The following is a 20,265-nucleotide window of genomic DNA, read 5'->3' on the forward strand; positions in this document are numbered from 1 at the left end:
TCAGCCGATGGCCTGATCGACCGGACCCGTTCCGGCTCCGCCAGCCTCGGTCAGGCCGGGCGTCGAGCCGCTGAGCGCTCGGCGACCGCCTTGACGCCCTCCAGCATGGCGATCCAGTTGTCCCGGGAGTGCCGGGCCGCCTCGACCGTGGGGTTGTTGTCCTGATCGAGCGTGACGTGAGTGCCCTCGGATGTCGCGTCGAGCTCGAAGTGCAGCGCGTGGTAGTTCTCCGGGACGTCGGGCAGGCCGCTCAGCGGACTGAAGTGCGTGAGCACGATCCGCCACGGCTCGTCACGGTCGTCCAGCTCGATCACCCGGCCGTGATCCTCGAAGGTCTTCCCCTGCCACTCGCCGCGCCACACGATGCGCGAGCCGAGCCGCCAGTCGGAGACGATCTCCGCGCCGAACAGGATCTCGGGATGGGAACCGCTCGACGTCAGCAGGTTCCAGACCTCCCGTCGAGGCGCACGGATGTCGGCCTCGGCCCTCGCGACGTAGTTGCCCATGACGCGCCACTCCCGCTCCCGTCGCCGCCTCGGGCGACGTTCGACGCCCATCACACACCCCGGGGAGCGGGGAGCACAACCCCGGCGCTCAGGCCTGCTCGAAGACCAGCGCCTCCCAGGGCTCCACGGAGCCGGACACGCCACGGTCCACCGAGTCGTCGAGGTTGCCGAGCACGAGGGCCGCGTCCTCCCAGCCCGCGAGCTCCGACGCGTCGTAGCGGGCAGGCTCGCCGGAGAGGTTGGCGAGGACCAGCAACCGGCGGCCGTTGTGCGCGCGCACGTACGCGAAGAGCTGGGGATGGTCAGCGAGCACCAGGGTGAAGTCGCCGTCGGCGACCACCTCCGACCGGTGCCGGACGTCGATGAGCCGGCGGTAGTGGGCGAACACCGAGTCGGGGGCATGGATCTCGGCCTCCGCGTTCACCAGCACATAGTCCGGGTTGGCCTCGATCCACGGCGTGCCCGTGGTGAACCCGGCGGCGGGCGCGGCCGACCACTGCATCGGCGTGCGGGCGTTGTCCCGGCTCGTGCGGCGCAGCGCCGCCATGACCGCCGCGGCGTCCTGGCCCTGGATGTCGACGGCCTCCGCGTAGTGGTTGAGGGTCTCGATGTCGCGGAAGTCGTCGATGGACTCGAAGGGCACGTTGGCCATGCCGAGCTCCTCGCCCTGGTAGACGTACGGCGTGCCGCGCATCAGGTGGAGCACCGTGCCGAGCGCCTTCGCCGACGCGGCGCGGTGCTCCGGCCGGTCGTCGCCGAACCGGCTGACGACGCGCGGCTGGTCGTGGTTGTTCCAGTACAGGCTGTTCCAGCCGGTCCGGGCCAGGCCCTCCTGCCACTTGGCGAGGTTGCGCTTGAGGTCGAGCACGCTCACCGGCCGGTCGTCCCACTTGCCGCCGGGACCGTGGTCGAGGTCGACGTGCTCGAACTGGAAGACCATGTCGACCTCCGCGCGTGCGGGGTCGGTGAACAGCTGCGCCTCCTCGATCGTCACCCCCGGCATCTCGCCGACGGTGAGGAAGTCGCCGGAGCGCCCGGCGAACACCCGTTCGTGCATCTCCTGCAGGAACTCGTGGAGGCGCGGACCCTGAGCGTAGAACGGGTAGCCGTCGCCGTACAGCCGCCCGGGAGGGACCTCGCCGTCGGGGAGCTCCACCACCTTCGAGATGAAGTTGATGACGTCCATGCGGAAGCCGTCGACGCCGCGGTCGAGCCACCAGTTCATCATGTCGTAGACGGCCTCGCGCACCTCCGGGTTCTCCCAGTTGAGGTCGGGCTGCTTGCGCGAGAACAGGTGGAGGTAGTACTCGCCGGTGGCCGGATCGAGCTGCCAGGCGGGGCCGGAGAAGGCCGACCCCCAGTTGTTGGGCTCGGCGCCGTGCTCGCCGGGCTGACGGCCGTCGCGCGGCTTCCGCCACCAGTACCAGTCGCGCTTCGGGTTGTCGAGCGAGGAGGCGGACTCCACGAACCACGGGTGCTCGTCGGAGGTGTGGTTGACCACGAGGTCCATGACCAGCTTGATGCCGCGGGAGTGGAGGCCGGCGAGCAGTTCGTCGAAGTCGTCGAAGGTGCCGAACAGCGGGTCGATCGCCCGGTAGTCGCTGATGTCGTAGCCGTTGTCGTCGTGCGGGGAGGCGTAGATGGGCGAGAGCCAGACGACGTCGACGCCGAGCTCCTGCAGATAGTCGAGATGCTGGATGATCCCCCGGAGGTCGCCGATGCCGTCGCCGTCGCTGTCCGCGAAGCTGCGCGGGTAGACCTGATACACGACCGCCGACTTCCACCATGTCTCGTTCACGGGCCCACCTTACCGGCGGGGGCCGCGCACACAGCCCCGCCGCGCACCCGCGTTGGGTAGCCTGGTGGGATGCTCACGCCGCCGATCACCGCGAAGAAGCCGACCGAGCGCACGCACCACGGGGACGTCGTCGTCGACGACTACGAGTGGCTGCGCGACAAGGACGATCCGGCGGTCATCGCGCACCTCCACGAGGAGAACGCCTACACGAACGCGCGCACCGAGAAGCTCGCCGTGCTGCGCGAGCAGATCTTCGACGAGATCAAGTCCCGCACCCGGGAGACCGACCTGAGCGTCCCCACCCGCGAGGGCGACTGGTGGTACTACACCCGCACCGTCGAGGGGAAGCAGTACGGCATCCACTGCCGCGCCCCCATCGACGGCCCCGACGACTGGGAGCCGCCGGCGCTGGACGAGCACGCGCAGCAGCACGGCCTCCCGGGCGAGCAGATCCTGCTGGACGACAACGCGGAGGCCGAGGGGCACGACTTCTACGCGCTCGGCAGCTTCGACGTCAGCGCCGACGGCAGCCGGCTGCTCTACGCCGTCGACACCGAGGGCGACGAACGGTACACGATCCGGGTGCGGTCGCTGACCGGCGACGGCGCCGCCTTCCCCGACGAGATCGCGGGGACCGGCGCCGGCGCGCTCTTCGACCCGAGCGGAGAGTACCTCTTCTACACGACGGTGGACGACGCCTGGCGACCGGACACCGTGTGGCGGCACCGGGTCGGTCAGGGGCCGGACGGCGAGCCCGACGCGCAGGTCTTCCACGAGCCCGACGAGAAGTACTGGATCGGCGTCGGCCTCACCCGCAGCCGCCGGTACCTGGTCATCGAGGCGGGCTCCAACATCACCAGCGAGAGCTGGCTGCTGGACGCGGGTGACCCCACGGGCGAGTTCCGTGTCGTCTGGCCGCGCAAGGAGGGCGTCGAGTACGACATCGAGCACGTCGTCGCGGGAGGCCGCGACCGGCTGCTCATCGTGCACAACGACGGCGCGGTCAACTTCGAGCTGGTCAGCGTCGCGGCCGACGACCCGCAGGGGCCGCGACGGACCCTGCTCCCCCACGACCCGGCTGTGCGGATCGAGGGGGTGGACGCGTTCCGCGACTTCGTCGCGCTGGAGTACCGCCGCGAGGGGATGACCCGGCTCGCGGTCGCGTGCCTCCCGTCGCCGACCGAGGGCAGCGTCGTCGGCGAGGTGGACGACATCCTCCACGAGCTGCAGTTCGACGAGGAGCTGTTCACCGTCGGCGCGGGCGGCAACCCCGAGTGGACGCAGCCCTTCCTGCGGCTCGGCTACGGCAGCTTCGTCACCCCGTCGAGCGTGTACGACTACGACGTACGCACTCGCGAACTCACCCTGCGCAAGCAGCAGCCGGTCCTCGGGGAGTTCGAGCCGGAGCTGTTCGAGCAGCGCAGGGAGTGGGCGACCGCCGCGGACGGCACGCGCGTCCCGATCTCGCTCGTCTACCGGCGCGACCTCGTGACGCCCGGTGAGCCGGCGCCGCTCGTGCTGTACGGGTACGGCTCATACGAGGCGAGCATGGACCCGTCGTTCGGCATCGCACGCCTCAGCCTCCTCGACCGCGGCGTGGTGTTCGCGATCGCGCACGTGCGCGGCGGCGGCGAGCTCGGGAGGCTCTGGTACGAGCACGGCAAGAAGCTGCACAAGAAGAACACCTTCAGCGACTTCGTGGCCGCGGCGGAGCACCTCGTCGACCAGGGCTGGACCACGCCCGCGCAGCTCGCCGCCCAGGGTGGCAGTGCGGGAGGCCTCCTGATGGGCGCCGTCGCCAACCTCGCGCCGCGCCTGTTCGCCGGTGTGCTGGCGGAGGTGCCGTTCGTGGACCCGCTGACGACGATCCTGGACCCGTCGCTCCCGCTGACGGTGATCGAGTGGGACGAGTGGGGCGACCCGCTGCACGACGAGGACGTGTACTTCTACATGAAGTCGTACGCGCCGGTGGAGAACGTCCACCACAGCGTGTACCCGCGCATCCTCGCCGTCACGAGCCTCAACGACACCCGCGTGCTGTACGTCGAGCCGGCGAAGTGGGTGGCGAAGCTGCGGGAGGTGGGCGCCGACGCGCTGCTGAAGACGGAGATGGCGGCGGGCCACGGCGGGGTGTCCGGGCGGTACGCGGCCTGGCGCGAACGGGCGTTCTCCCTGGCGTGGCTGCTCGACGTGGTGGGGGCGCACCCGACCGGGGAGTGACGCGGCGGTAGCGGAGGAGATCCGCGCCGACGCGGGCGCGGTCAGCCCAGGTCGTCGGGGTCTTTGCCGGTGCGCTCGCCGGACTCGAGGGCCGCGATGGCGGCGAGGTCGGTGGCGTCGAGGGTGAAGTCGAAGACGTCGAGGTTGGCGCGGATGCGCTCCGGTGTGGACGACTTGGGGATGACCACGTTGCCGAGCTGGAGCTGCCAGCGGATGACCACCTGCGCCGGCGTCACCCCGTGCTTCGCGGCGAGCCCGGCGAGCACCGGGTCGTCCAGCACGCGGCCGCGGGCGAGGGGCGACCAGGCCTCGGTCACGATGCCATGCGCCTCGTCGTACGCACGGACCTCGCGCTGCGGCAGCCACGGGTGCAGCTCGATCTGGTTCACGGCGGGCACCGTCCCGGTCTCGGCGGCGAGGCGATCGAGATGGTGGATGTGGAAGTTGGCGACGCCGATCGAGTGGGCGCGGCCCTCGGCCTTCAGGCGCTCCAGTGCGCGCCACGTCTCCACGTACTTGTCGTGCTTGGGCGCCGGCCAATGGATGAGGTACAGGTCGACCGCCTCGAAACCCAGCCGCTCGAGGCTGGCGTCGAACGAGCGCAGCGTCGAGTCGTAGCCATTGTCCGTCCACCACACCTTCGTCGTCACGAACACCTCGTCGCGCGGCAGCCCGCTGCGCCGCACGGCCTCGCCGACGGCGCGCTCGTTCTCGTAGAAGGTCGCGGTGTCGATGTGGCGGTATCCGGCCTCGAGAGCGGTCAGCACAGCGTCCACCGTCTCGGCCTCCGGGATCTTGTAGACGCCGAAACCGAGCTGCGGGATGCGGTTGCCGTCGTTGAGGGAGACCTCGGGGATGTTCGCCATGGGTTCATTCTCCCCCGGGCCAGGCGTAGAGATGAGGAAGACGAAAGGAGCCGAAATGGCCTATGACGACAAGCGGGTGGCATTCCTGGTGGGTCCCGAGGGGATCGAGCAAGCGGAGCTGGCGGACCCGTGGAAGGCGGTCACCGATGCGGGTGCGACCGCGAAACTGATCTCGAAGGACTCCGGGACCGTGCAGGCGTTCAATCACCTGACCCCGGCGGACGAGTTCCCGGTGGACCTCACATTCGACGCCGCCTCGGCGGACGACTTCGACGTGCTGGTGCTGCCCGGCGGCGTCGCGAACGGCGACCAGGTGCGCACGTTCCCGGAGGCGGTCGCGCTCACGAAGGCGTTCGCGGACGCCGGAAAGCCGATCGCGGTGATCTGCCACGGCGGGTGGGTGCTCATCGAAGCGGGCGTCGTCGACGGGCGCACGCTGACGAGCTGGCCGAGCCTGCAGACCGACTACCGGAACGCCGGCGCGACCTGGGTCGACGAGGAGGTCGTGGTGGATTCGGGCCCGTTCGCGCTGGTGTCCTCCCGCAAGCCGGACGACCTCCCCGCATTCAACCGCGAGCTCCTGAAGCTCATCGCCTGAGCGCGGCTGCGCCCCGCCTCCGCGCTGCGTGGACGTTTCCTGGCAATGGCGGAGAGCGGGGTTGCACTCCGGCGCGGACCGCGGGAACGTAGGCGACTCCTGGAGGAACAACGAAAGGAGAGCACGTGCTCACCCTGACCGAGAACGCCAGCACGATCGTCAAGACCCTCACGGACCAGGCGCCGGAGGACGACGCCGGCCTGCGCATCAGCAGCAGCAACCCGCAGAACACCGCGTTCGCCGCTGCCGTCACGCCCGCTCCGGAGCCCGCGGACCAGGTGGTCGAGTCCGCCGGGGCACGGCTCTTCCTCGAGCAGGGAGCCGCTGTCGCGCTCGACGACAAGGTGCTCGACGCCCAGGTCGACGACCAGGGCGCAGTGAGCTTCGCGATCGGTGCGCTCGCCTAGCGAGAGCCGACGAGCGACTACCCGAAGCCGGCGTCCCATCGACGCCCGTTTCCCCGGCCCCGGTGCGTTACGCGCCGGGGCCGAGTCGTGCGCGCAACCGGCACACCGGAGCGCGGTTGTCAATCGCGTCGACCGATTTCGTGCCCCGTGTTTTCGTGGATGAGGTGCGGGCGGCGGTTTCAACCCCGAATGCCGCCCGCACACCCACCCTCCGGGGGGAGTCAGCTCTGAGGGGAGTCAGGGCGCCGCGACGGCGTCAGGCCTCGGGCGGCTCGTGCGGCTCGCCCGCGTCGATGAGGAACTCGACGGCTGTCGTCCACAGCGGGACGATCTTGGTGGGCGGGATGTCCTCCTCGCCCGCGAAGTGCACAGCGAAGTGGACCTCCGGCTCGCCCTTCACCGGATCGGCCGTGGTGATGGTCCCCAAGTAGCCCTCATCCTCCATCACCCGCCAGCGTGTGGTGGAGTCCGGCTCGGGGACGATCCACACGCTGTGGCCGCCGTAATCGTAGGTCGGACCGGGCGGGAGCGCGGCGCGGGAGTCGATCGTCATACTGCTGTTGTACGTCCTGCTCCCCCGCCGCCTCAACTCGTTCACTTTTCGAACGATCCGGAGTATGCGTCGGCGGACTACGCGGTCGGGACCTCCGCGGACTCCGAGCCGGCCTCGGTCTCCTGCTCGGCGGCCGCGCCCCGGAACTGGGTCATGTACAGCTCGTAGTACGCGCCCTTCCGCGCGAGGAGGGTCGCGTGGTCGCCCTGCTCCACGATGCGGCCGTGCTCCATCACCAGGATGGTGTGCGCATCCCGGATCGTGGAGAGCCGGTGCGCGATGACGAACGACGTGCGGTCGCTCCGCAGCGCGGCCATCGCGTGCTGCACCAACAGCTCGGTGCGGGTGTCCACCGACGAGGTCGCCTCGTCGAGGATGAGCAGCGAGGGGTTCGCGATGAACGCGCGGGCGATCGTCAGGAGCTGGCGCTCTCCGGCGGAGACATTGCTGCCGTCGGCCTCGATCTTCGTGTCGTAGCCGTCCGGAAGCTGGCGGACGAACCGGTCGACCATCGTCGCCTTGGCGGCCGCCACGACCTCCTCGTCCGTCGCGTCGAGCCGGCCGTAGCGGATGTTCTCGCGGATCGTGCCCGAGAACAGCCAGGCGTCCTGGAGCACCATGCCGACCTGGCCGCGCAGCTCTGCGCGCGACAGGTCCGTCGTGTCGATGCCGTCGAGGCGGATGCTGCCGCCGTTCAGCTCGTAGAACCGCATGATCAGGTTGACCAGCGTCGTCTTGCCCGCGCCGGTCGGCCCGACGATCGCGACCGTGTGGCCCGGCGCGACCGACAGCGACAGGTCGCGGATCAGCTCGGTCTGCGGGTCGTAGGAGAACTCCACGCCCTCCAGCTCGACGCGGCCGTCGGCCCGCTCGGGCAGGTGCTGAGACGCGGTGTCGGCCGACTGCTCCTCCGCGTCGAGGAACTCGAAGGTGCGCTCCGCCGAGGCGACACCGGATTGCAGCATGTTCGCCATGCCCGCGATCTGGCCGATCGGCTGCGAGAACTCGCGCGAGTACTGGATGAACGCCGTCGCGTCGCCGATCGTCATCTGACCGGAGGCGACCCGGAGGCCGCCGACGACCGCGATCAGGACGTACGACAGGTAGGAGACGAAGTTCATGGCCGGCATGATCATCCCGGACACGAACTGGGCGCCGACCGTCGACTTCCAGAGCTTCTCGTTGCGCTGGTCGAACTCCTCGAGCATCACGGCGTCACGGCCGAAGGCGCGCACCAGGTCGAGGCCCGAGTAGGACTCCTCGATGTGCCCGTTGAGCGCGCCGGTCGAGTTCCACTGCTGCTTGAACAGCTTCTGCGACCGGGTGCCGATCACCCCTGCGATCACTCCGGAGAGCGGGATCGAGATGAGCGCGATGAGCGCGAGCTGCCACGAGACGATGAACATCATGATGCCGATGCCGATCACCGTCAGCACCGACTGGATGAGCTGCGAGAACGCCTGCTGCAGCGCCGTCTGGATGTTGTCGACGTCGTTGGTCACGCGCGACATGAGGTCGCCGCGCTGGCGGGTGTCGAAGTAGCTGAGCGGCAGCCGGTTGAGCTTGCTCTCCACGTCGGCGCGCAGGCGGTAGATGACGCGCATCACGAGCGCGTTCAGGAGGTAGCCCTGCCACCATTGCAGCAGCGATGCGGCGACGTACATCGCGAGCACGATCATGAGCAGACGGCCGAGCGCGACGAAGTCGATCCCGTGGCCGGGAACAAGGCCGTGGGAGGTGATCGTGCCGACGGCCCCCTTGAAGATGACATCGGTCGCGTTGCCGAGGATCTTCGGCGCGATCACGATGAGCGCCACCGAGATCACGACCAGCAGGGTCACGAACGACATGGCGAGCCACTCGGGCTTGAGCAGCCCCATCAGTCGCTTGAACGACGGCCAGAAGTGCTCGGCCTTCTTGGCGGGCGTGCCGCCGAACATGTCGCCGTCGCCCTCGGTGGGCTCGTACTCGTACTCGTATTCGAGCTCGAGCTCGTCGATCGCCGTCTGGACGCCGGCCTCGGTGAGAACGCCGTCCTGCTCCGCGGCGGCTGCGCGGCCGGCGGCGGTGCGGTTCTTCTTCTGGCGCGCCATCTCAGGCCACCTCCAGGCTGAGCTGGGACTCGACGATCTCGCGATACGTCTCGCTCGTCTCCAGCAACTCGTCATGGGTGCCGTGCCCGACGACTCTGCCGTCGTCGAGCACGATGATCTGGTCGGCCTCCCGGATCGTGGAGACGCGCTGCGCCACGACGATCACGGTGGCGTCGCCCGTGGACTGCGCCAGGGCGCTGCGCAGCCGGGCGTCGGTCGCGACGTCGAGTGCCGAGAAGGAGTCGTCGAACAGCAGCACCCGCGGCTCTGCCACGAGTGCCCGGGCGATGCAGAGCCGCTGGCGCTGTCCGCCGGAGACGTTGGTGCCGCCCTGGGCGATGCGCTCGTCGAGGCCGTGCTCCTTGGCCCGGACGAAGTCCTCGGCCTGGGCGACCCGCAGGGCCTCCCAGAGCTCGTCGTCCGTGGCGTCGGGCCGACCGAACCGCAGGTTGCTGGCGACCGTGCCCGAGAAGAGGTAGGGCTTCTGCGGCACGAGGCCCAGCACGCCGGAGAGCTGCTCCCGGCTCAGCGAGTCGACCGGGACGCCGCCGATGCGCACCCGCCCGCTCTGCGGGGTGAACAGGTCGGCGATGACGGAGACGAGGGTCGACTTGCCCGATCCGGTCGAGCCCACGATCGCGGTCACCCGTCCGGGCTCGGCCGTGAAGCTCACGTCGCTGAGCACCGGCTTCTCGGCGCCAGGGTAGCCGAAGGTGACCCCGTCGACCTCCACCCGGCCGTCGCGCGGCACACCGCCGGTGCCAGCGTCCGCGCCCGTGGACGGCACCGCGCTCAGCACCTCGTCGATGCGCTCGGCGCAGACGATTGCTCGCGGGATCATCATGGCCATGAACACGCCCATCATCACCGCGACCAGGATCTGCAACAGGTACTGGAGGAACGCCGTCAACGCGCCGACCTGGATGTCGCCCGCACCGACCCGGTGTCCGCCGAACCAGAGCACGGCGACGGTCGCGGCGTTCAGGATCAGCATGATGAGCGGGAACATCAGCACGAAGACGTTGCCGACTTTGACGGAGATGCGGGTGAGCGCCGCGTTCGCGTCGTCGTAGCGCGCCGTCTCGAACTTCTCGCGGACGAACGCGCGGATGACGCGGATGCCGACGATCTGCTCGCGGATGACGCCGTTGACGCCGTCGATGCGGTCCTGCATCACCCGGAACATCGGCAGCAGCAGCCAGACCAGGATGCCGACCACCACGAACAGCACGGCGACGGACACCCAGACGAGCCAGGAGAGCCCCGCGTCCACCCGCACGGCGAGGATGATGCCCGCGACGCACATGATCGGCGTGGACACCATGAAGTTGAGCGTCATCAGCACGAGCATCTGCACCTGCTGGACATCGTTGGTGTTGCGCGTGATGAGGGTGGGCATGCCCCACCGGGCGAGGTCGAGCGCCGGGAGCGAGTCGACCGTGCGGTAGAAGGCGCGCCGCACGTCGCGCCCCAGCGACATCGAGGCGCGCGCCCCGAAGTAGGTGGCGGTGATCGCCGCGGCGACCTGGATGAAGCAGACGACGAGCATCCTGCCGCCCGTCGACCAGATGAAGTTCGTGTCGCCTGTGACGACGCCCTTGTCGATGATGTCGGCGTTGAGCGTGGGGAGGTACAGGGCGGCGATGGTCGCGATGAGCTGCAGCACGACCACGGCTGCGACCGCGCCCCAGTAGGGGCGGATGAACCGCAGCGCCAATCGAAGAAGAGTCACGGTGATTCCTGGTTCTTTTTCTGGTGGAGTCGTATCGGGACGATGTTCCCCGTCTGATCCGACGCTATCCGGCACTGCGGTCAGCCCGTGACCGCATTCGAAATCTGTGGAGATCAGGCCGGGGAGTAGAGGAGGTGGAGGACACCGTTGGCGTAGGCGTCATACTGCCGCAGCCGCAGCTTCGCCTCCGGCGTGCCCTCCGGGAAGAGCCGCGCGCCAGAGCCGCGGACGACCGGGTACACGAAGAGGTGGAGGGCGTCGACCAGCCCGTCCGCGATCAGGGCCCGCACGAGCGAGCCGCTGCCGCTGATGTAGAGGCCGCCGCTCACGCTCTCCTTGGCCTCCCGCACGCGGTCGGCGTCGTAGCCGCCGAGCGACCGCGAGTTCGCCCAGAGGGCCTCGGCGCTGGCGTCGTCCAGCGTCGAGCTGACCACGAGCTTCTCGGTGTCGTTGAAGAAGGGCGCTCCCGGGTCGTCGGCGGACGTGCGCCCCGACCACGCCGGGGCGAACATCTCGAACGTGCGCCGCCCGAGCAGGATCCGCTCCGACGCGCCCGTGATGCGTGCCAGGTCGTCGCCCATCTCGGGATCGAAACCGTAGTCGGCCGTCCAGCTCGGGTCTTCGAAGACCCCGTCGAGGGAGACGAACTCGTGCACTGCGATGCTGCCCATGCGGCCAGCCTAGGGCTCCGCCTCAGGCCGTCGCCACCAGCAGCTCGATCAGGCGTCCTTCCGCAACTGCAGCAGCAGTTCGGGCGCCCGGGCGTCGAGAATGTTCCCGCCGACCCGCACGCCCACGCCCACCAGCACGCCGCCCAGCGCCACGCCGACGACGAGCGCCGCCCAGAGCCAGAGCGCGTCGCCGGTCACCAGCCCGACCACGAACAGGATGATCTCGGGCAGGCACAGCGCCGCGATCACGCCCCACGCGGCGAAGGTCGGGCCGAGCAGCGAGATGTTGGCGCCCGGCCGCGACCGGAACGGGTTGTCGCCCGGTTCCGGCACGGGGAACACGAACCGGGCCGAGGTCACCGCGCACACCGCCGACCCGGTGAGCAGGATCCCGAGCGAGAGGCCGATCAGGCCGGGGAGGATGTGCCAGGAACCGCTGACGGCGGCGCCGAAGACCGCGATGAGCACGATCGCCGGCACGGCGAACGAGAGCAGCGCCGCCGCCCGGCCCCAGCGGTCCGCGCGGCCCGGCACGGCCTTCGCGACGTGCAGCGCGAACGCGGTCGAGTCGTACGAGACGTCGGCGATCATCCCGATGCCGAGCGAGAACGCCACGACAGGAGCGCCGATCACCGGCAGCACCGACGAGTGGTTGAGGTTCGAGTAGAACCAGAACAGGACCGGCATGAGCGGGATCACCAGGAGCTGACGCAGGTAGCGCGGGTCGCGGAACCAGTAGGTGAGGCAGCGCGCGGCGATCGCGCCGGACTGCGTGCCGGGCAGGATGCCGAACCAGCCCAGTTTCCCCTGCGCCCTCACCCGCGACGACGCGCGCGCCGGGGTCGTCAGCGACCGGGCGAGTCCCCAGCGCCAGACCAGCCACAGCACGGCGAAGGTGGCGACCGCGATCAGGAACCGCGCCAGCGCGCCGAGCGGGTCGCCCAGCGCGAGCTGCGACGGCACCGCCCAGACGGCCCCGAGCGGCGACCAGGACAGCCCGTCGGCGACGGCCGGCAGCGCGTCGGCCGACGAGCGCAGGCCCCGTGTGATCCCGATGACGATCGGCCCGGCAAGGATGAGCGGGATGAGCACGAGCAGCCCGCTGGCCTCCCGGAAGCGCCGGCCGCCGGACAGCCCACTCGACACCGAGGTGACCGCGCGCGACAGCACGATGCAGGTCGCGGCGCCGAGGGCGCCGGTCACCAGCGCGACCACGGCGATGCCCGGGAGCCGGAGCCAGCTCAGCGATGTCGCCAGCGCCGCGAGCGTGGTCGCCGCTCCCGCGACCCCGACGGTCGCGCTCAGCAGCATCCCGAGCATGAGCGGGCGCAGCGGGATCGGGTAGACGGCGAGCTTCGCGGGGTCGAGTGTCTGCTCGATGCCGGAGAGCAGCAGCGGGAAGATCGCCCAGCCGAGCACGGCGGCCGAGCCGCCGATGACGGCGACCGTGCGCACCACCTCGGTCGGCGCGAAGCCCAGCAGGACGAGGCCGCCGATGACGACGACGAGCGCGCCGAGGGCGTATACGCCGCCGAGGATGACCGCGACGAGCTGCGAGGTGCTGCGGCGGAACGAGTTGCGGAGGACGAGGAGGCGCAGCCTTACGAGTGTCGCAACCACTCCGGCCCCTCCCCGACCCGGCGACCGCCGACCAGCTCGACGAAGCGGTCCTCCAGGGTGGAGCCCGCGCGCACCTCGTCCACGGTGCCGGCGACGAGGACACGGCCGTCGTTGATCACGGCGACGTGGTCGCACATCCGCTCGACCAGGTCCATGACGTGCGACGACACGATGACCGTGCCGCCGCCCCGGACGTAGCCGTGCAGGATGTCGCGGATGTTCGCAGCCGAGACGGGGTCGACCGACTCGAACGGCTCGTCCAGCACGAGCACACGCGGTGCGTGCACCATCGCGGCGGCCAGCGCGATCTTCTTGGTCATGCCGGCGGAGTAGTCGACGACGAGGGTGCCGCCTGCGGACGCCAGGTCGAGCAGGTTCAGGAGGTCGTGGGTGCGCTCGATCGCGGTCGGGCGGTCCATGCCGCTCAGGAGGCCCGCGTACTCGACGAGTTGCTCGCCGGTCAGCCGGTCGAACAGCCGGACGCCGTCGGAGAGCACGCCGACCAGCGCCTTGCCCGCCAGCGGGTCGCGCCACATGTCGACGCCGTGGATGAGCACCTGACCGGCGTCGGGACGCAGCAGGCCGGTGACCATGTTGAGCGTCGTGGTCTTGCCCGCGCCGTTCGGCCCGACCAGCCCGTAGAAGCTGCCGGAGGGCACGTCGAGGTCGATGCCGTCGACCGCCGCCTTCGCCCCGAACCGCTTGTGCAGACCACGGATCGCCACCGCGACCGCATCGTCCTGCGTCATCGCACCTCCCCCGGGCTGTCGTGCTCCTCCGACGCAGCCCACCTCACCCTACGCGTCGCGGCACCCGCTCGCACCGCCCCCGTGGAGGGGCGGCACGACGCGGGGTCAGACGCGCTCGAAGACGGCGGCGAGGCCCTGACCCCCGCCGATGCACATGGTCTCGACCGCGAGCGTGCCGTCGAGGGCGGGCAGCTCGTGGGCGAGCGTCGCCAGCATCCGGAGGCCGGTGGCGCCGATGGGGTGCCCGATCGAGATGCCGCTGCCGCGCGGGTTGAGGCGCGGGTCCTCCGCGTCGATGCCCCAGTCGGCGAGGCACGCGAGCACCTGCACGGCGAAGGCTTCGTTGAGCTCGATCACGTCGATGTCGCCCCAGGCGACGCCGGCGCGCTCCAGCGCCTTGTTCGCGGCCGGGACGGGCGCGACGCCGAACACGGCCGGGTCATTGCCCGCGACCGCCCACGACCGCAGCCGCAGTGCAGGGATGAGGCCCAGCGCGCTCGCCCGTTCCGGAGTGGTGACGATCGCGGCCGCCGCGGCGTCGTTCTGGCCGCTGGAGTTGCCGGCGGTGACGGTCGCCTCCGGGTCGCTGCGGCCGAGGATCGGGCGGAGGCCGGCCAGCGCCTCCAGCGTCGTGTCGGCACGCGGATGCTCGTCGCGGTCGACCACGACATCGCCCTTGCGGCCCGGCACGGTCACGGGAACCAGCTCGGCGTCGAACGCACCCGACGCCTGTGCGGCGACCGCGCGCTGGTGCGAGCGCAGCGAGAGCGCGTCCTGCGCCGCGCGGGAGATGCCGTACTCGCGGCGCAGGGTCTCCGCCGAGCCGACGTTGCCCTCCGGCGTGGGGAAGTTGCGGCCGCCGACGGTCTCGCGGCCGCGCGCGAGCGCGTCGTGCAGCATCAGACCGCCGGGCGGCAGGCCGCGCCGACCCTGCTCGGTATAGAGAGGAGCGTTCGACATCGACTCGGCGCCGAGCGCGACCAGCACGTCGCTCGCGCCGGTCTGCACCTCCATCGCGGCGTTGATGACCGCCTGGAGGCCGGAGCCGCAGCGCCGGTCGAGCTGGTAGCCGGTCGTGGTGACCGGGAAGCCGGCGTTGAGCGCGGCGACGCGGCCGAACGCGGGAGCCTCCATCGTGGGATAGCCCTGCGAGCCGATCACGCCCTCCACCGTGGCCGGGTCGAGGCCGGTGCGGTCGAGGAGGGCGCGCAGCACGGTCTCGGCGAGCGACAACGCGGAGACCGGGGCGAGCGCGCCGCCCATCCGGCCGACCGGCGTGCGCAGCGGCGAGCAGATGACGACCTCGCGCAGCTCAGGCATGCGCGGCCTCCGTCCCCGCGGCCAACACGGCCGGAATCGTCAACGGGGCTCCCGTCGCGGCCACCACCTCGTCCACGGTCACGCCCGGCGCCACCTCGCGCAGCACCAGACCGTCGTCGGTCACGTCGATGACGGCGAGGTCCGTGATGATCCGATCGACGCAGCCGCGCCCGGTCAGCGGGAGGGTGCACTGCTCGACCAGCTTCGCCGAGCCGTCTTTGGCGACGTGCTCCATGACCACGATGACGCGCTCGGCGCCGTTGACGAGGTCCATCGCGCCGCCCATGCCCTTGACCATCTTGCCGGGCACGGCCCAGTTGGCGATGTCGCCGGAGGCCGAGACCTGCATGGCCCCGAGGACGGCGGTGGCGATGCGGCCGCCGCGGATCATCCCGAAGCTCGCGGCCGAGTCGAAGTAACTCGCGCCGGGCAGGACCGTGACCGTCTCCTTGCCCGCGTTGATGAGCTTCGGGTCCTGCTCGCCCTCCCAGGGATACGGCCCGACGCCCAATATGCCGTTCTCGGAATGCAGCACGACGTGCACGCCCTCCGGCAGGTGGTTCGGGATGAGCGTGGGGAGGCCGATGCCGAGGTTCACGTACGAGCCGTCCTCGAGTTCGAGGGCGGCACGCGCGGCCATCTCGTCGCGGCTGCGGGGCATGTCAGGCTCCTTCCGGGGCGGTGGTCGGTCGGGCGCGCACGGTGACCTTCTCGATCGGCAGATCGGCGGACTGCTCGGGCGTCAGCGCGATCACCCGGTCCACGTAGATGCCGGGCAGGTGGATGTCGTCGGGGCCGAGCACGCCCGGCTCCACCAGCTCGTCCACCTCAGCGATCGTGATGCGGCCGGCCATCCCGGCCAGCGGGTTGAAGTTGCGGGTCGACTTCTCGAAGCGCAGGTTGCCGTGCCGGTCGCCGACCGCGGCGCGCACCAGGCCGAAGTCGGTGCGGATCGCGGTCTCCAGCACGTACTCGCGGCTGCGGCCGAACACGTCGAACGGGCGCAACTCCTTCGGCGTGCTCTCCTCGGCCACCGAGCCGTCGGCCGCGTACCGGATCGGCATGCCGCCGTCCGACACAGCCGTGCCGGCGCCGGTCGCCGTGTAGAAGGCCGGGATGCCGACGCCGCCCGCGCGCAGGCGCTCGGCCAGCGTGCCCTGCGGGGTGAGCTCGACCTCCACCTCGCCGCCGAGGTACTGACGGGCGAACTCCTTGTTCTCGCCGATGTAGCTGGCGATCACGCGGCGGATGCGGCCGGCGGCGAGCAGCTCGCCCAGCCCCCAGCCGTCGACGCCGCAGTTGTTCGACACGACCTCGAGGCCGCCGACGCCGCGCGCCAGCAGCGCGCGGATCGTCACGATCGGCACGCCGGACAGGCCGAAGCCGCCGACCGCGAGCGAGGCGCCGTCCGGGATGTCGGCCACGGCCTCTGCGGCCGACCCGTACGTCTTATCCATCTGTTCCCTCCGTCTGGTCGGATTCGAGGAAGACCTCGCGCATGATCGCCAGCGCGCCGTTGGCGGCGGGCAGCCCGGCGTACAGGGCGGTGTGGTGGATGACCTCCGCGATCCGCGTGCGGGTCAGGCCGTTGCGCAGGGCGGCGCGCACGTGCATGCGCAGCTCGTTCTCGTGGCCGCCGGTGACCAGGCTGGCCAGGGTCGCGATCGAGCGCTCCGGCCGCGTGAGCTGCGGCCGGCCCCAGACCTCGCCCCACGCGTAGCGGGTGATGAAGTCCTGGAAGTCCGCGGTCTCCGGCGTGATCGCCGCCGTGGCGCGGTCGACGTGGGCGTCGCCCAGCACCGCCCTCCGGACGGCCATGCCTCGGTCGAAGGCCGCGACGGCGTCGGCGTCGCGCTCCGCGAGCAGCGCCCTCAGCAACGCTGCCGCCTCGGCCGGGTCTTCGAGCGGGACGAGGTGGGCGGCGTGCGCCAGCTCGACGAAGCGCGCATCGGGGAGCGCCGCGGCGTCCTCCGCCATCAGGCCCGACGTCGTCACCTGGTCGTGCGCGCCGGCGACGAGGAGCGCCCGCGCTCGCACGCTCGGGAGGTCGTCCCGGCGATCGAACCCGCCGAGTGCCTCGCAGCACAGGGCGTACGACTCGTCGTCGACGTCGAGCAGGGTTTTCAGCGCGTGGCCGCCGGGGCCGTCGGGGTGCGCGGCCAGGTAGCCGGGCGCGAACCAGCGCTGCGCGCTGCCGGCCACGACCGAGGCCGTGCCGGAGGCACGCACCTGCGCGGCGCGGTCGGCCCAGCGCTCTGGCGTGCCGATGTGCGCTCCGGAGCAGAACATCGCCAGGCTCCGCACGCGCTCCGGGGCGGCGAGCGCCACCTCCAGGGCCACCGCACCGCCGAGCGAGTCGCCGCCGATGTCGAACGCGCCGCCGCCGACGTCGTCCACGAGGGCCAGCACCGCCGCTGCGAGTTCGGACACCGTGAACGGCTCGCGCGCGGCGGGCGAGGCGCCGTGACCCGGGAGGTCGACGCGCAGGATGCGCGGGGAGTCCGGAGCGCCTGCCAGGCGAGCCACGACGCCGTCCCAGAGTTCGGTCGTCGTGCCAATGGAGGGCAGCAGCACCAGGAGGCGCGGCGCCGCGGCGGACGGGGAGGCCGCGGTCATCGAGCCGCGCAGTCGCGGGATGGTCATCAGTGGGCCTCTCGGTCGGGTTCGGCGTGGGCGCGGTAGCGGGCGACGGCGGCGTCCACGACAGCCCCCGCGGAGGCCAGGTCGGCGGCGTCGGCGTTCACGGTGCTCCCCGCGCGTTCGACCACCACCAGATCGGGGATCGCGTGCGCGAGCACCTCGGCGCTCTCGATCGCGATGCGCAGCAGCTCGCGCCAGGCCTGCCATTCCGCGTGCCACTCCCCCGCCGGCCGCGCGTCCGAGCTGAGCGCGGCGGTGTGCACGGTGGCGAGGAGGCCCGGGGCGCGGAGGCTGTTCGCGGTGAGCAGGACGGCGTCGACCGGGTTCTGCTTGTGCGGCATCGCGGACGAGCCGCCGCCGGTCGCGGGGAGGAGCACGCCGTCGCGCGCGGCCAGCCCGAGGTCGCGGCCGACGCGGCCGGCCACCGCGGCGACGCGCGCCGCGGCGTCCGCGATCGCCAGCACCGGGCCGCGGTCGGTGTGCCAGGCGCGGCCCGGATCGCTTAGACCGAGGCGGGCGGCGACGCCCGCGCGGAGGGTCTGCGGGGCGTCGGCGCGGGCAGCCAGGCGGGCGAACGCCGCGCCGGTGCCCACGGCGCCGCCGAGCTGGACGGGATACTCGAGACGGTCGAGGACCTCCAGCGCCGACACCACGGCGTCCAGCCAGGAGGCCAGGGCGGCACCGAGCGTCGTCGGCTCCGCCTGCTGCGTGAGTGTGCGCGCCAGCAGCGGGGTCGCCCGCGAGCGGATCGCGCGGGTCGCGAGTTCCGCGGCCGCAGCCGCGAGGGCGCTCCGCGCGCGCGACAGGGACTCCCGGGAAACCAGCACGAGCGCCGAGTCCACGATGTCCTGACTGGTCGCGCCGCGATGCACGCGCCCCGCGTGCGCTCCGGCCTGCTCGCGAAGCTGTTCGACGAGCGCGATGACCGGCACCCCGGCCTCCCGCGCACCCGCGACGAGCCGGGCGCGGTCGATCGCCGCGGCGTCGAACCCGAGCGGCGCGTACCCGGGCTGGGCTGCCGAGCCGTCGAGCTCGTCCCAGGCTCCGACCAGGGCCTCCTCGACCGCGACCATGGCGGCCAGCACTCGATCGTCTCCCGCCGGAACACCCACTGCACCGGCCGGTTCGAGGAGACCCCAGTCGAAGGGTTCAGCCACGCCCGTCCCCCACGAAGTCGAGGAAGACGGTCTCGCCCTCGCCCTGGAGGCGGATGTCGAAGCGGTAGCTGTCGTCGCCGTCCGGGGTGGCGAGCAGCGTGCTCCGCCGTTCCGCCGGCACCGTGGCCAGGAACGGGTCGCCGTCTTCGAGGTAGGCGCGCGTGAAGAGGTGGTGCAGGAGGCCGCGCGCGAACACGGTCACCAGCAGATACGGTGCCCGGCCAGGCGCGGGCGAGCCCGGGCGGACCGTGGTGAACGTGTAGTGCCCGGCGCGGTCGACGGCGACGCGCCCGAATCCCGTAACGGTGTACCCGTCGCGCTGGAGGCTGCCCTGCCGGGAGATCGGCGCGCCGTCGGCGTCGGCGCCCCAGACCTCGAGGATCGCGTCGGGGACCGGCTCGCCGTCGCCGTCGAAGACGGTGCCGTGCAGGCGGATCACGCCGTCCCGCCACGGCGGCACGACCTCCGCTCCGCCCGCGTACGGCAGCGCGTAGCCGAAGAACGGCCCGACCGTCTGCGACGGGGTCTGCAGGTGCTGCTTCTGCGTCTCAGGCATGGTCGCCCTCCTCCGGCTCCATCCAGGTCGCCTTTCCGCCGGTCAGGACGATGTCCCACCGGTAGCCCAGCGCCCACTCCGGCTCGCTCACCTCGTGATCGTACGTGGCGATCAGCCGCTCGCGCGCGGCCGGGTCGACGATCGACTGGAAGATGGGATCGAGCGAGAACAGGGGGTCGCTCGGGAAGTACATCTGCGTCACCAGCCGCTGCGTGAACGCGGACCCGAACAGCGAGAAGTGGATGTGCGCCGGCCGCCAGGCGTTGCGGTGGTTGCGCCACGGGTAGGGGCCGGGCTTGATGGTGACGAACCGGTAGGAGCCGTCTTCGCCGGTGATCGCGCGGCCCACCCCCGTGAAGTTGGGGTCGAGCGGAGCGGGATGCTGGTCGCGCTTGTGCACGTAACGACCGGAGGAGTTCGCCTGCCAGACCTCCACGAGCTGGTTGCGCACCGGCCGGCCCTCGCCGTCGAGCACGCGGCCGGTCACGATGATGCGCTCGCCGAGCGGCTCTCCGCTGTGCTGGATCGTGAGGTCGCTCTCCTCGGCGGCGACATCGGTGTGGCCGAACGCGGGCGAGACGAGCTCGATCTCCTCCGGGTCGGCCCGGACCAGCTCGTGGGTGGGATGCCGCAGCCGCGAACTGCGGTACGGCCCGAAGTCGCGCAGCGGGTGCGACGGGAGGGGGCCCGCAGCGGCCGCCGCCGCGTGCGCGGCCGCGATCTCCGCGGTGATCTGGTCCTGCGTCGGCTCTGTCGTGTTCTCAGCGCTCATCTCGTAC

19 protein-coding genes are annotated in these 20,265 nt (G+C 71.3%); 3 read left to right on the forward strand and 16 right to left on the reverse strand.

Annotated elements, in window-relative coordinates; genetic code table 11:
* Positions 1-50: 50 nt before the first annotated feature.
* Both ABIA36_RS05815 and ABIA36_RS05820 read right to left on the reverse strand, forming a co-directional pair.
* Positions 51-506, reverse strand: coding sequence for an SRPBCC family protein (locus ABIA36_RS05815; protein ID WP_369961327.1), 456 nt, complete (start codon positions 504-506; stop codon positions 51-53).
* A gap of 88 nt (positions 507-594) precedes the next feature.
* The gene (locus tag ABIA36_RS05820) at positions 595-2,304 is read right to left on the reverse strand and encodes an alpha-glucosidase (protein ID WP_369961328.1); all 1,710 of its coding nucleotides are present in this window, start codon (positions 2,302-2,304) and stop codon (positions 595-597) included.
* 69 nt (positions 2,305-2,373) lie between these two features.
* Here ABIA36_RS05820 and ABIA36_RS05825 point away from each other — a divergent pair, with 69 nt between their 5' ends.
* Positions 2,374-4,524 (forward strand): S9 family peptidase, encoded by a 2,151-nt coding sequence (locus tag ABIA36_RS05825; protein ID WP_369961329.1) that lies wholly within the window; start codon positions 2,374-2,376, stop codon positions 4,522-4,524.
* 41 nt (positions 4,525-4,565) lie between these two features.
* Here ABIA36_RS05825 and ABIA36_RS05830 read toward each other — a convergent pair whose 3' ends face one another.
* Positions 4,566-5,390, reverse strand: coding sequence for an aldo/keto reductase (locus ABIA36_RS05830; RefSeq protein WP_369961331.1), 825 nt, complete (start codon positions 5,388-5,390; stop codon positions 4,566-4,568).
* 55 nt (positions 5,391-5,445) lie between these two features.
* Between ABIA36_RS05830 and ABIA36_RS05835 the strand changes: the two genes are divergently transcribed.
* A complete protein-coding gene (locus tag ABIA36_RS05835; protein WP_369961332.1) occupies positions 5,446-5,988 on the forward strand; it encodes a type 1 glutamine amidotransferase domain-containing protein in 543 nt (180 codons plus the stop codon).
* A gap of 125 nt (positions 5,989-6,113) precedes the next feature.
* Positions 6,114-6,395, forward strand: coding sequence for a Fe-S cluster assembly protein HesB (locus ABIA36_RS05840; RefSeq protein WP_369961333.1), 282 nt, complete (start codon positions 6,114-6,116; stop codon positions 6,393-6,395).
* A 256-nt stretch (positions 6,396-6,651) separates the two neighbouring features.
* Here ABIA36_RS05840 and ABIA36_RS05845 read toward each other — a convergent pair whose 3' ends face one another.
* The 13 genes from ABIA36_RS05845 to pcaH form a co-directional block, all read right to left on the reverse strand.
* Positions 6,652-6,948, reverse strand: a complete 297-nt coding sequence (locus ABIA36_RS05845; protein ID WP_369961334.1) for a hypothetical protein — start codon at positions 6,946-6,948, stop codon at positions 6,652-6,654.
* Between the two features lie 77 nt (positions 6,949-7,025).
* Positions 7,026-9,041 (reverse strand): ABC transporter ATP-binding protein, encoded by a 2,016-nt coding sequence (locus ABIA36_RS05850; protein ID WP_369961335.1) that lies wholly within the window; start codon positions 9,039-9,041, stop codon positions 7,026-7,028.
* Between the two features lies 1 nt (position 9,042).
* Positions 9,043-10,773 (reverse strand): ABC transporter ATP-binding protein, encoded by a 1,731-nt coding sequence (locus ABIA36_RS05855; RefSeq protein ID WP_369961336.1) that lies wholly within the window; start codon positions 10,771-10,773, stop codon positions 9,043-9,045.
* 113 nt (positions 10,774-10,886) lie between these two features.
* On the reverse strand, positions 10,887-11,444 hold the full coding sequence (locus tag ABIA36_RS05860) for a dihydrofolate reductase family protein (RefSeq protein ID WP_369961338.1): 558 nt from the start codon (positions 11,442-11,444) through the stop codon (positions 10,887-10,889).
* A 48-nt stretch (positions 11,445-11,492) separates the two neighbouring features.
* Positions 11,493-13,064 (reverse strand): transporter, encoded by a 1,572-nt coding sequence (locus tag ABIA36_RS05865; protein WP_369961340.1) that lies wholly within the window; start codon positions 13,062-13,064, stop codon positions 11,493-11,495.
* Positions 13,046-13,813, reverse strand: coding sequence for an ABC transporter ATP-binding protein (locus ABIA36_RS05870; protein ID WP_369961341.1), 768 nt, complete (start codon positions 13,811-13,813; stop codon positions 13,046-13,048). Before ABIA36_RS05870 ends, ABIA36_RS05865 begins: the two co-directional genes overlap by 19 nt.
* Before the next feature lie 105 nt (positions 13,814-13,918).
* A complete protein-coding gene (locus ABIA36_RS05875) occupies positions 13,919-15,133 on the reverse strand; it encodes an acetyl-CoA C-acetyltransferase (protein WP_369961342.1) in 1,215 nt (404 codons plus the stop codon).
* Positions 15,126-15,794, reverse strand: coding sequence for a CoA transferase subunit B (locus tag ABIA36_RS05880; protein WP_369961343.1), 669 nt, complete (start codon positions 15,792-15,794; stop codon positions 15,126-15,128). Before ABIA36_RS05880 ends, ABIA36_RS05875 begins: the two co-directional genes overlap by 8 nt.
* 1 nt (position 15,795) lies before the next feature.
* Positions 15,796-16,590 carry a CoA transferase subunit A gene (locus ABIA36_RS05885; RefSeq protein ID WP_369961345.1) on the reverse strand — a complete coding sequence of 265 codons (795 nt, stop codon included), beginning with the start codon at positions 16,588-16,590 and terminating at the stop codon, positions 15,796-15,798.
* Positions 16,583-17,776 (reverse strand): alpha/beta fold hydrolase, encoded by a 1,194-nt coding sequence (locus ABIA36_RS05890; protein ID WP_369961346.1) that lies wholly within the window; start codon positions 17,774-17,776, stop codon positions 16,583-16,585. Before ABIA36_RS05890 ends, ABIA36_RS05885 begins: the two co-directional genes overlap by 8 nt.
* The gene (locus ABIA36_RS05895) at positions 17,776-18,930 is read right to left on the reverse strand and encodes a lyase family protein (RefSeq protein WP_369961347.1); all 1,155 of its coding nucleotides are present in this window, start codon (positions 18,928-18,930) and stop codon (positions 17,776-17,778) included. The genes ABIA36_RS05890 and ABIA36_RS05895 overlap by 1 nt, the downstream gene beginning before the upstream one ends.
* Entirely contained in the window at positions 18,923-19,486 is a 564-nt protein-coding gene (pcaG, locus tag ABIA36_RS05900; RefSeq protein ID WP_369961348.1) for a protocatechuate 3,4-dioxygenase subunit alpha, read from the reverse strand. The genes ABIA36_RS05895 and pcaG overlap by 8 nt, the downstream gene beginning before the upstream one ends.
* Positions 19,479-20,258, reverse strand: coding sequence for a protocatechuate 3,4-dioxygenase subunit beta (gene pcaH / locus ABIA36_RS05905; protein WP_369961349.1), 780 nt, complete (start codon positions 20,256-20,258; stop codon positions 19,479-19,481). The genes pcaG and pcaH overlap by 8 nt, the downstream gene beginning before the upstream one ends.
* Positions 20,259-20,265: the final 7 nt, after the last annotated feature.

Source organism: Leifsonia sp. EB34, assembly GCF_041260585.1.
GTDB lineage: Bacteria > Actinomycetota > Actinomycetes > Actinomycetales > Microbacteriaceae > Leifsonia.

Bases quoted from the DNA above. Each gene is read 5' to 3' on its own strand.
- ABIA36_RS05815 (WP_369961327.1), bottom strand. From the start codon at position 506: ATGGGCAACTACGTCGCGAGGGCCGAGGCCGACATCCGTGCGCCTCGA.
- ABIA36_RS05825 (WP_369961329.1), top strand. From the start codon at position 2,374: ATGCTCACGCCGCCGATCACCGCGAAGAAGCCGACCGAGCGCACGCAC.
- ABIA36_RS05830 (WP_369961331.1), bottom strand. From the start codon at position 5,390: ATGGCGAACATCCCCGAGGTCTCCCTCAACGACGGCAACCGCATCCCG.
- ABIA36_RS05835 (WP_369961332.1), top strand. From the start codon at position 5,446: ATGGCCTATGACGACAAGCGGGTGGCATTCCTGGTGGGTCCCGAGGGG.
- ABIA36_RS05845 (WP_369961334.1), bottom strand. From the start codon at position 6,948: ATGACGATCGACTCCCGCGCCGCGCTCCCGCCCGGTCCGACCTACGAT.
- ABIA36_RS05850 (WP_369961335.1), bottom strand. From the start codon at position 9,041: ATGGCGCGCCAGAAGAAGAACCGCACCGCCGCCGGCCGCGCAGCCGCC.
- ABIA36_RS05860 (WP_369961338.1), bottom strand. From the start codon at position 11,444: ATGGGCAGCATCGCAGTGCACGAGTTCGTCTCCCTCGACGGGGTCTTC.
- ABIA36_RS05870 (WP_369961341.1), bottom strand. From the start codon at position 13,813: ATGACGCAGGACGATGCGGTCGCGGTGGCGATCCGTGGTCTGCACAAG.
- ABIA36_RS05875 (WP_369961342.1), bottom strand. From the start codon at position 15,133: ATGCCTGAGCTGCGCGAGGTCGTCATCTGCTCGCCGCTGCGCACGCCG.
- ABIA36_RS05880 (WP_369961343.1), bottom strand. From the start codon at position 15,794: ATGCCCCGCAGCCGCGACGAGATGGCCGCGCGTGCCGCCCTCGAACTC.
- ABIA36_RS05885 (WP_369961345.1), bottom strand. From the start codon at position 16,590: ATGGATAAGACGTACGGGTCGGCCGCAGAGGCCGTGGCCGACATCCCG.
- ABIA36_RS05890 (WP_369961346.1), bottom strand. From the start codon at position 17,776: ATGACCATCCCGCGACTGCGCGGCTCGATGACCGCGGCCTCCCCGTCC.
- pcaG (WP_369961348.1), bottom strand. From the start codon at position 19,486: ATGCCTGAGACGCAGAAGCAGCACCTGCAGACCCCGTCGCAGACGGTC.
- pcaH (WP_369961349.1), bottom strand. From the start codon at position 20,258: ATGAGCGCTGAGAACACGACAGAGCCGACGCAGGACCAGATCACCGCG.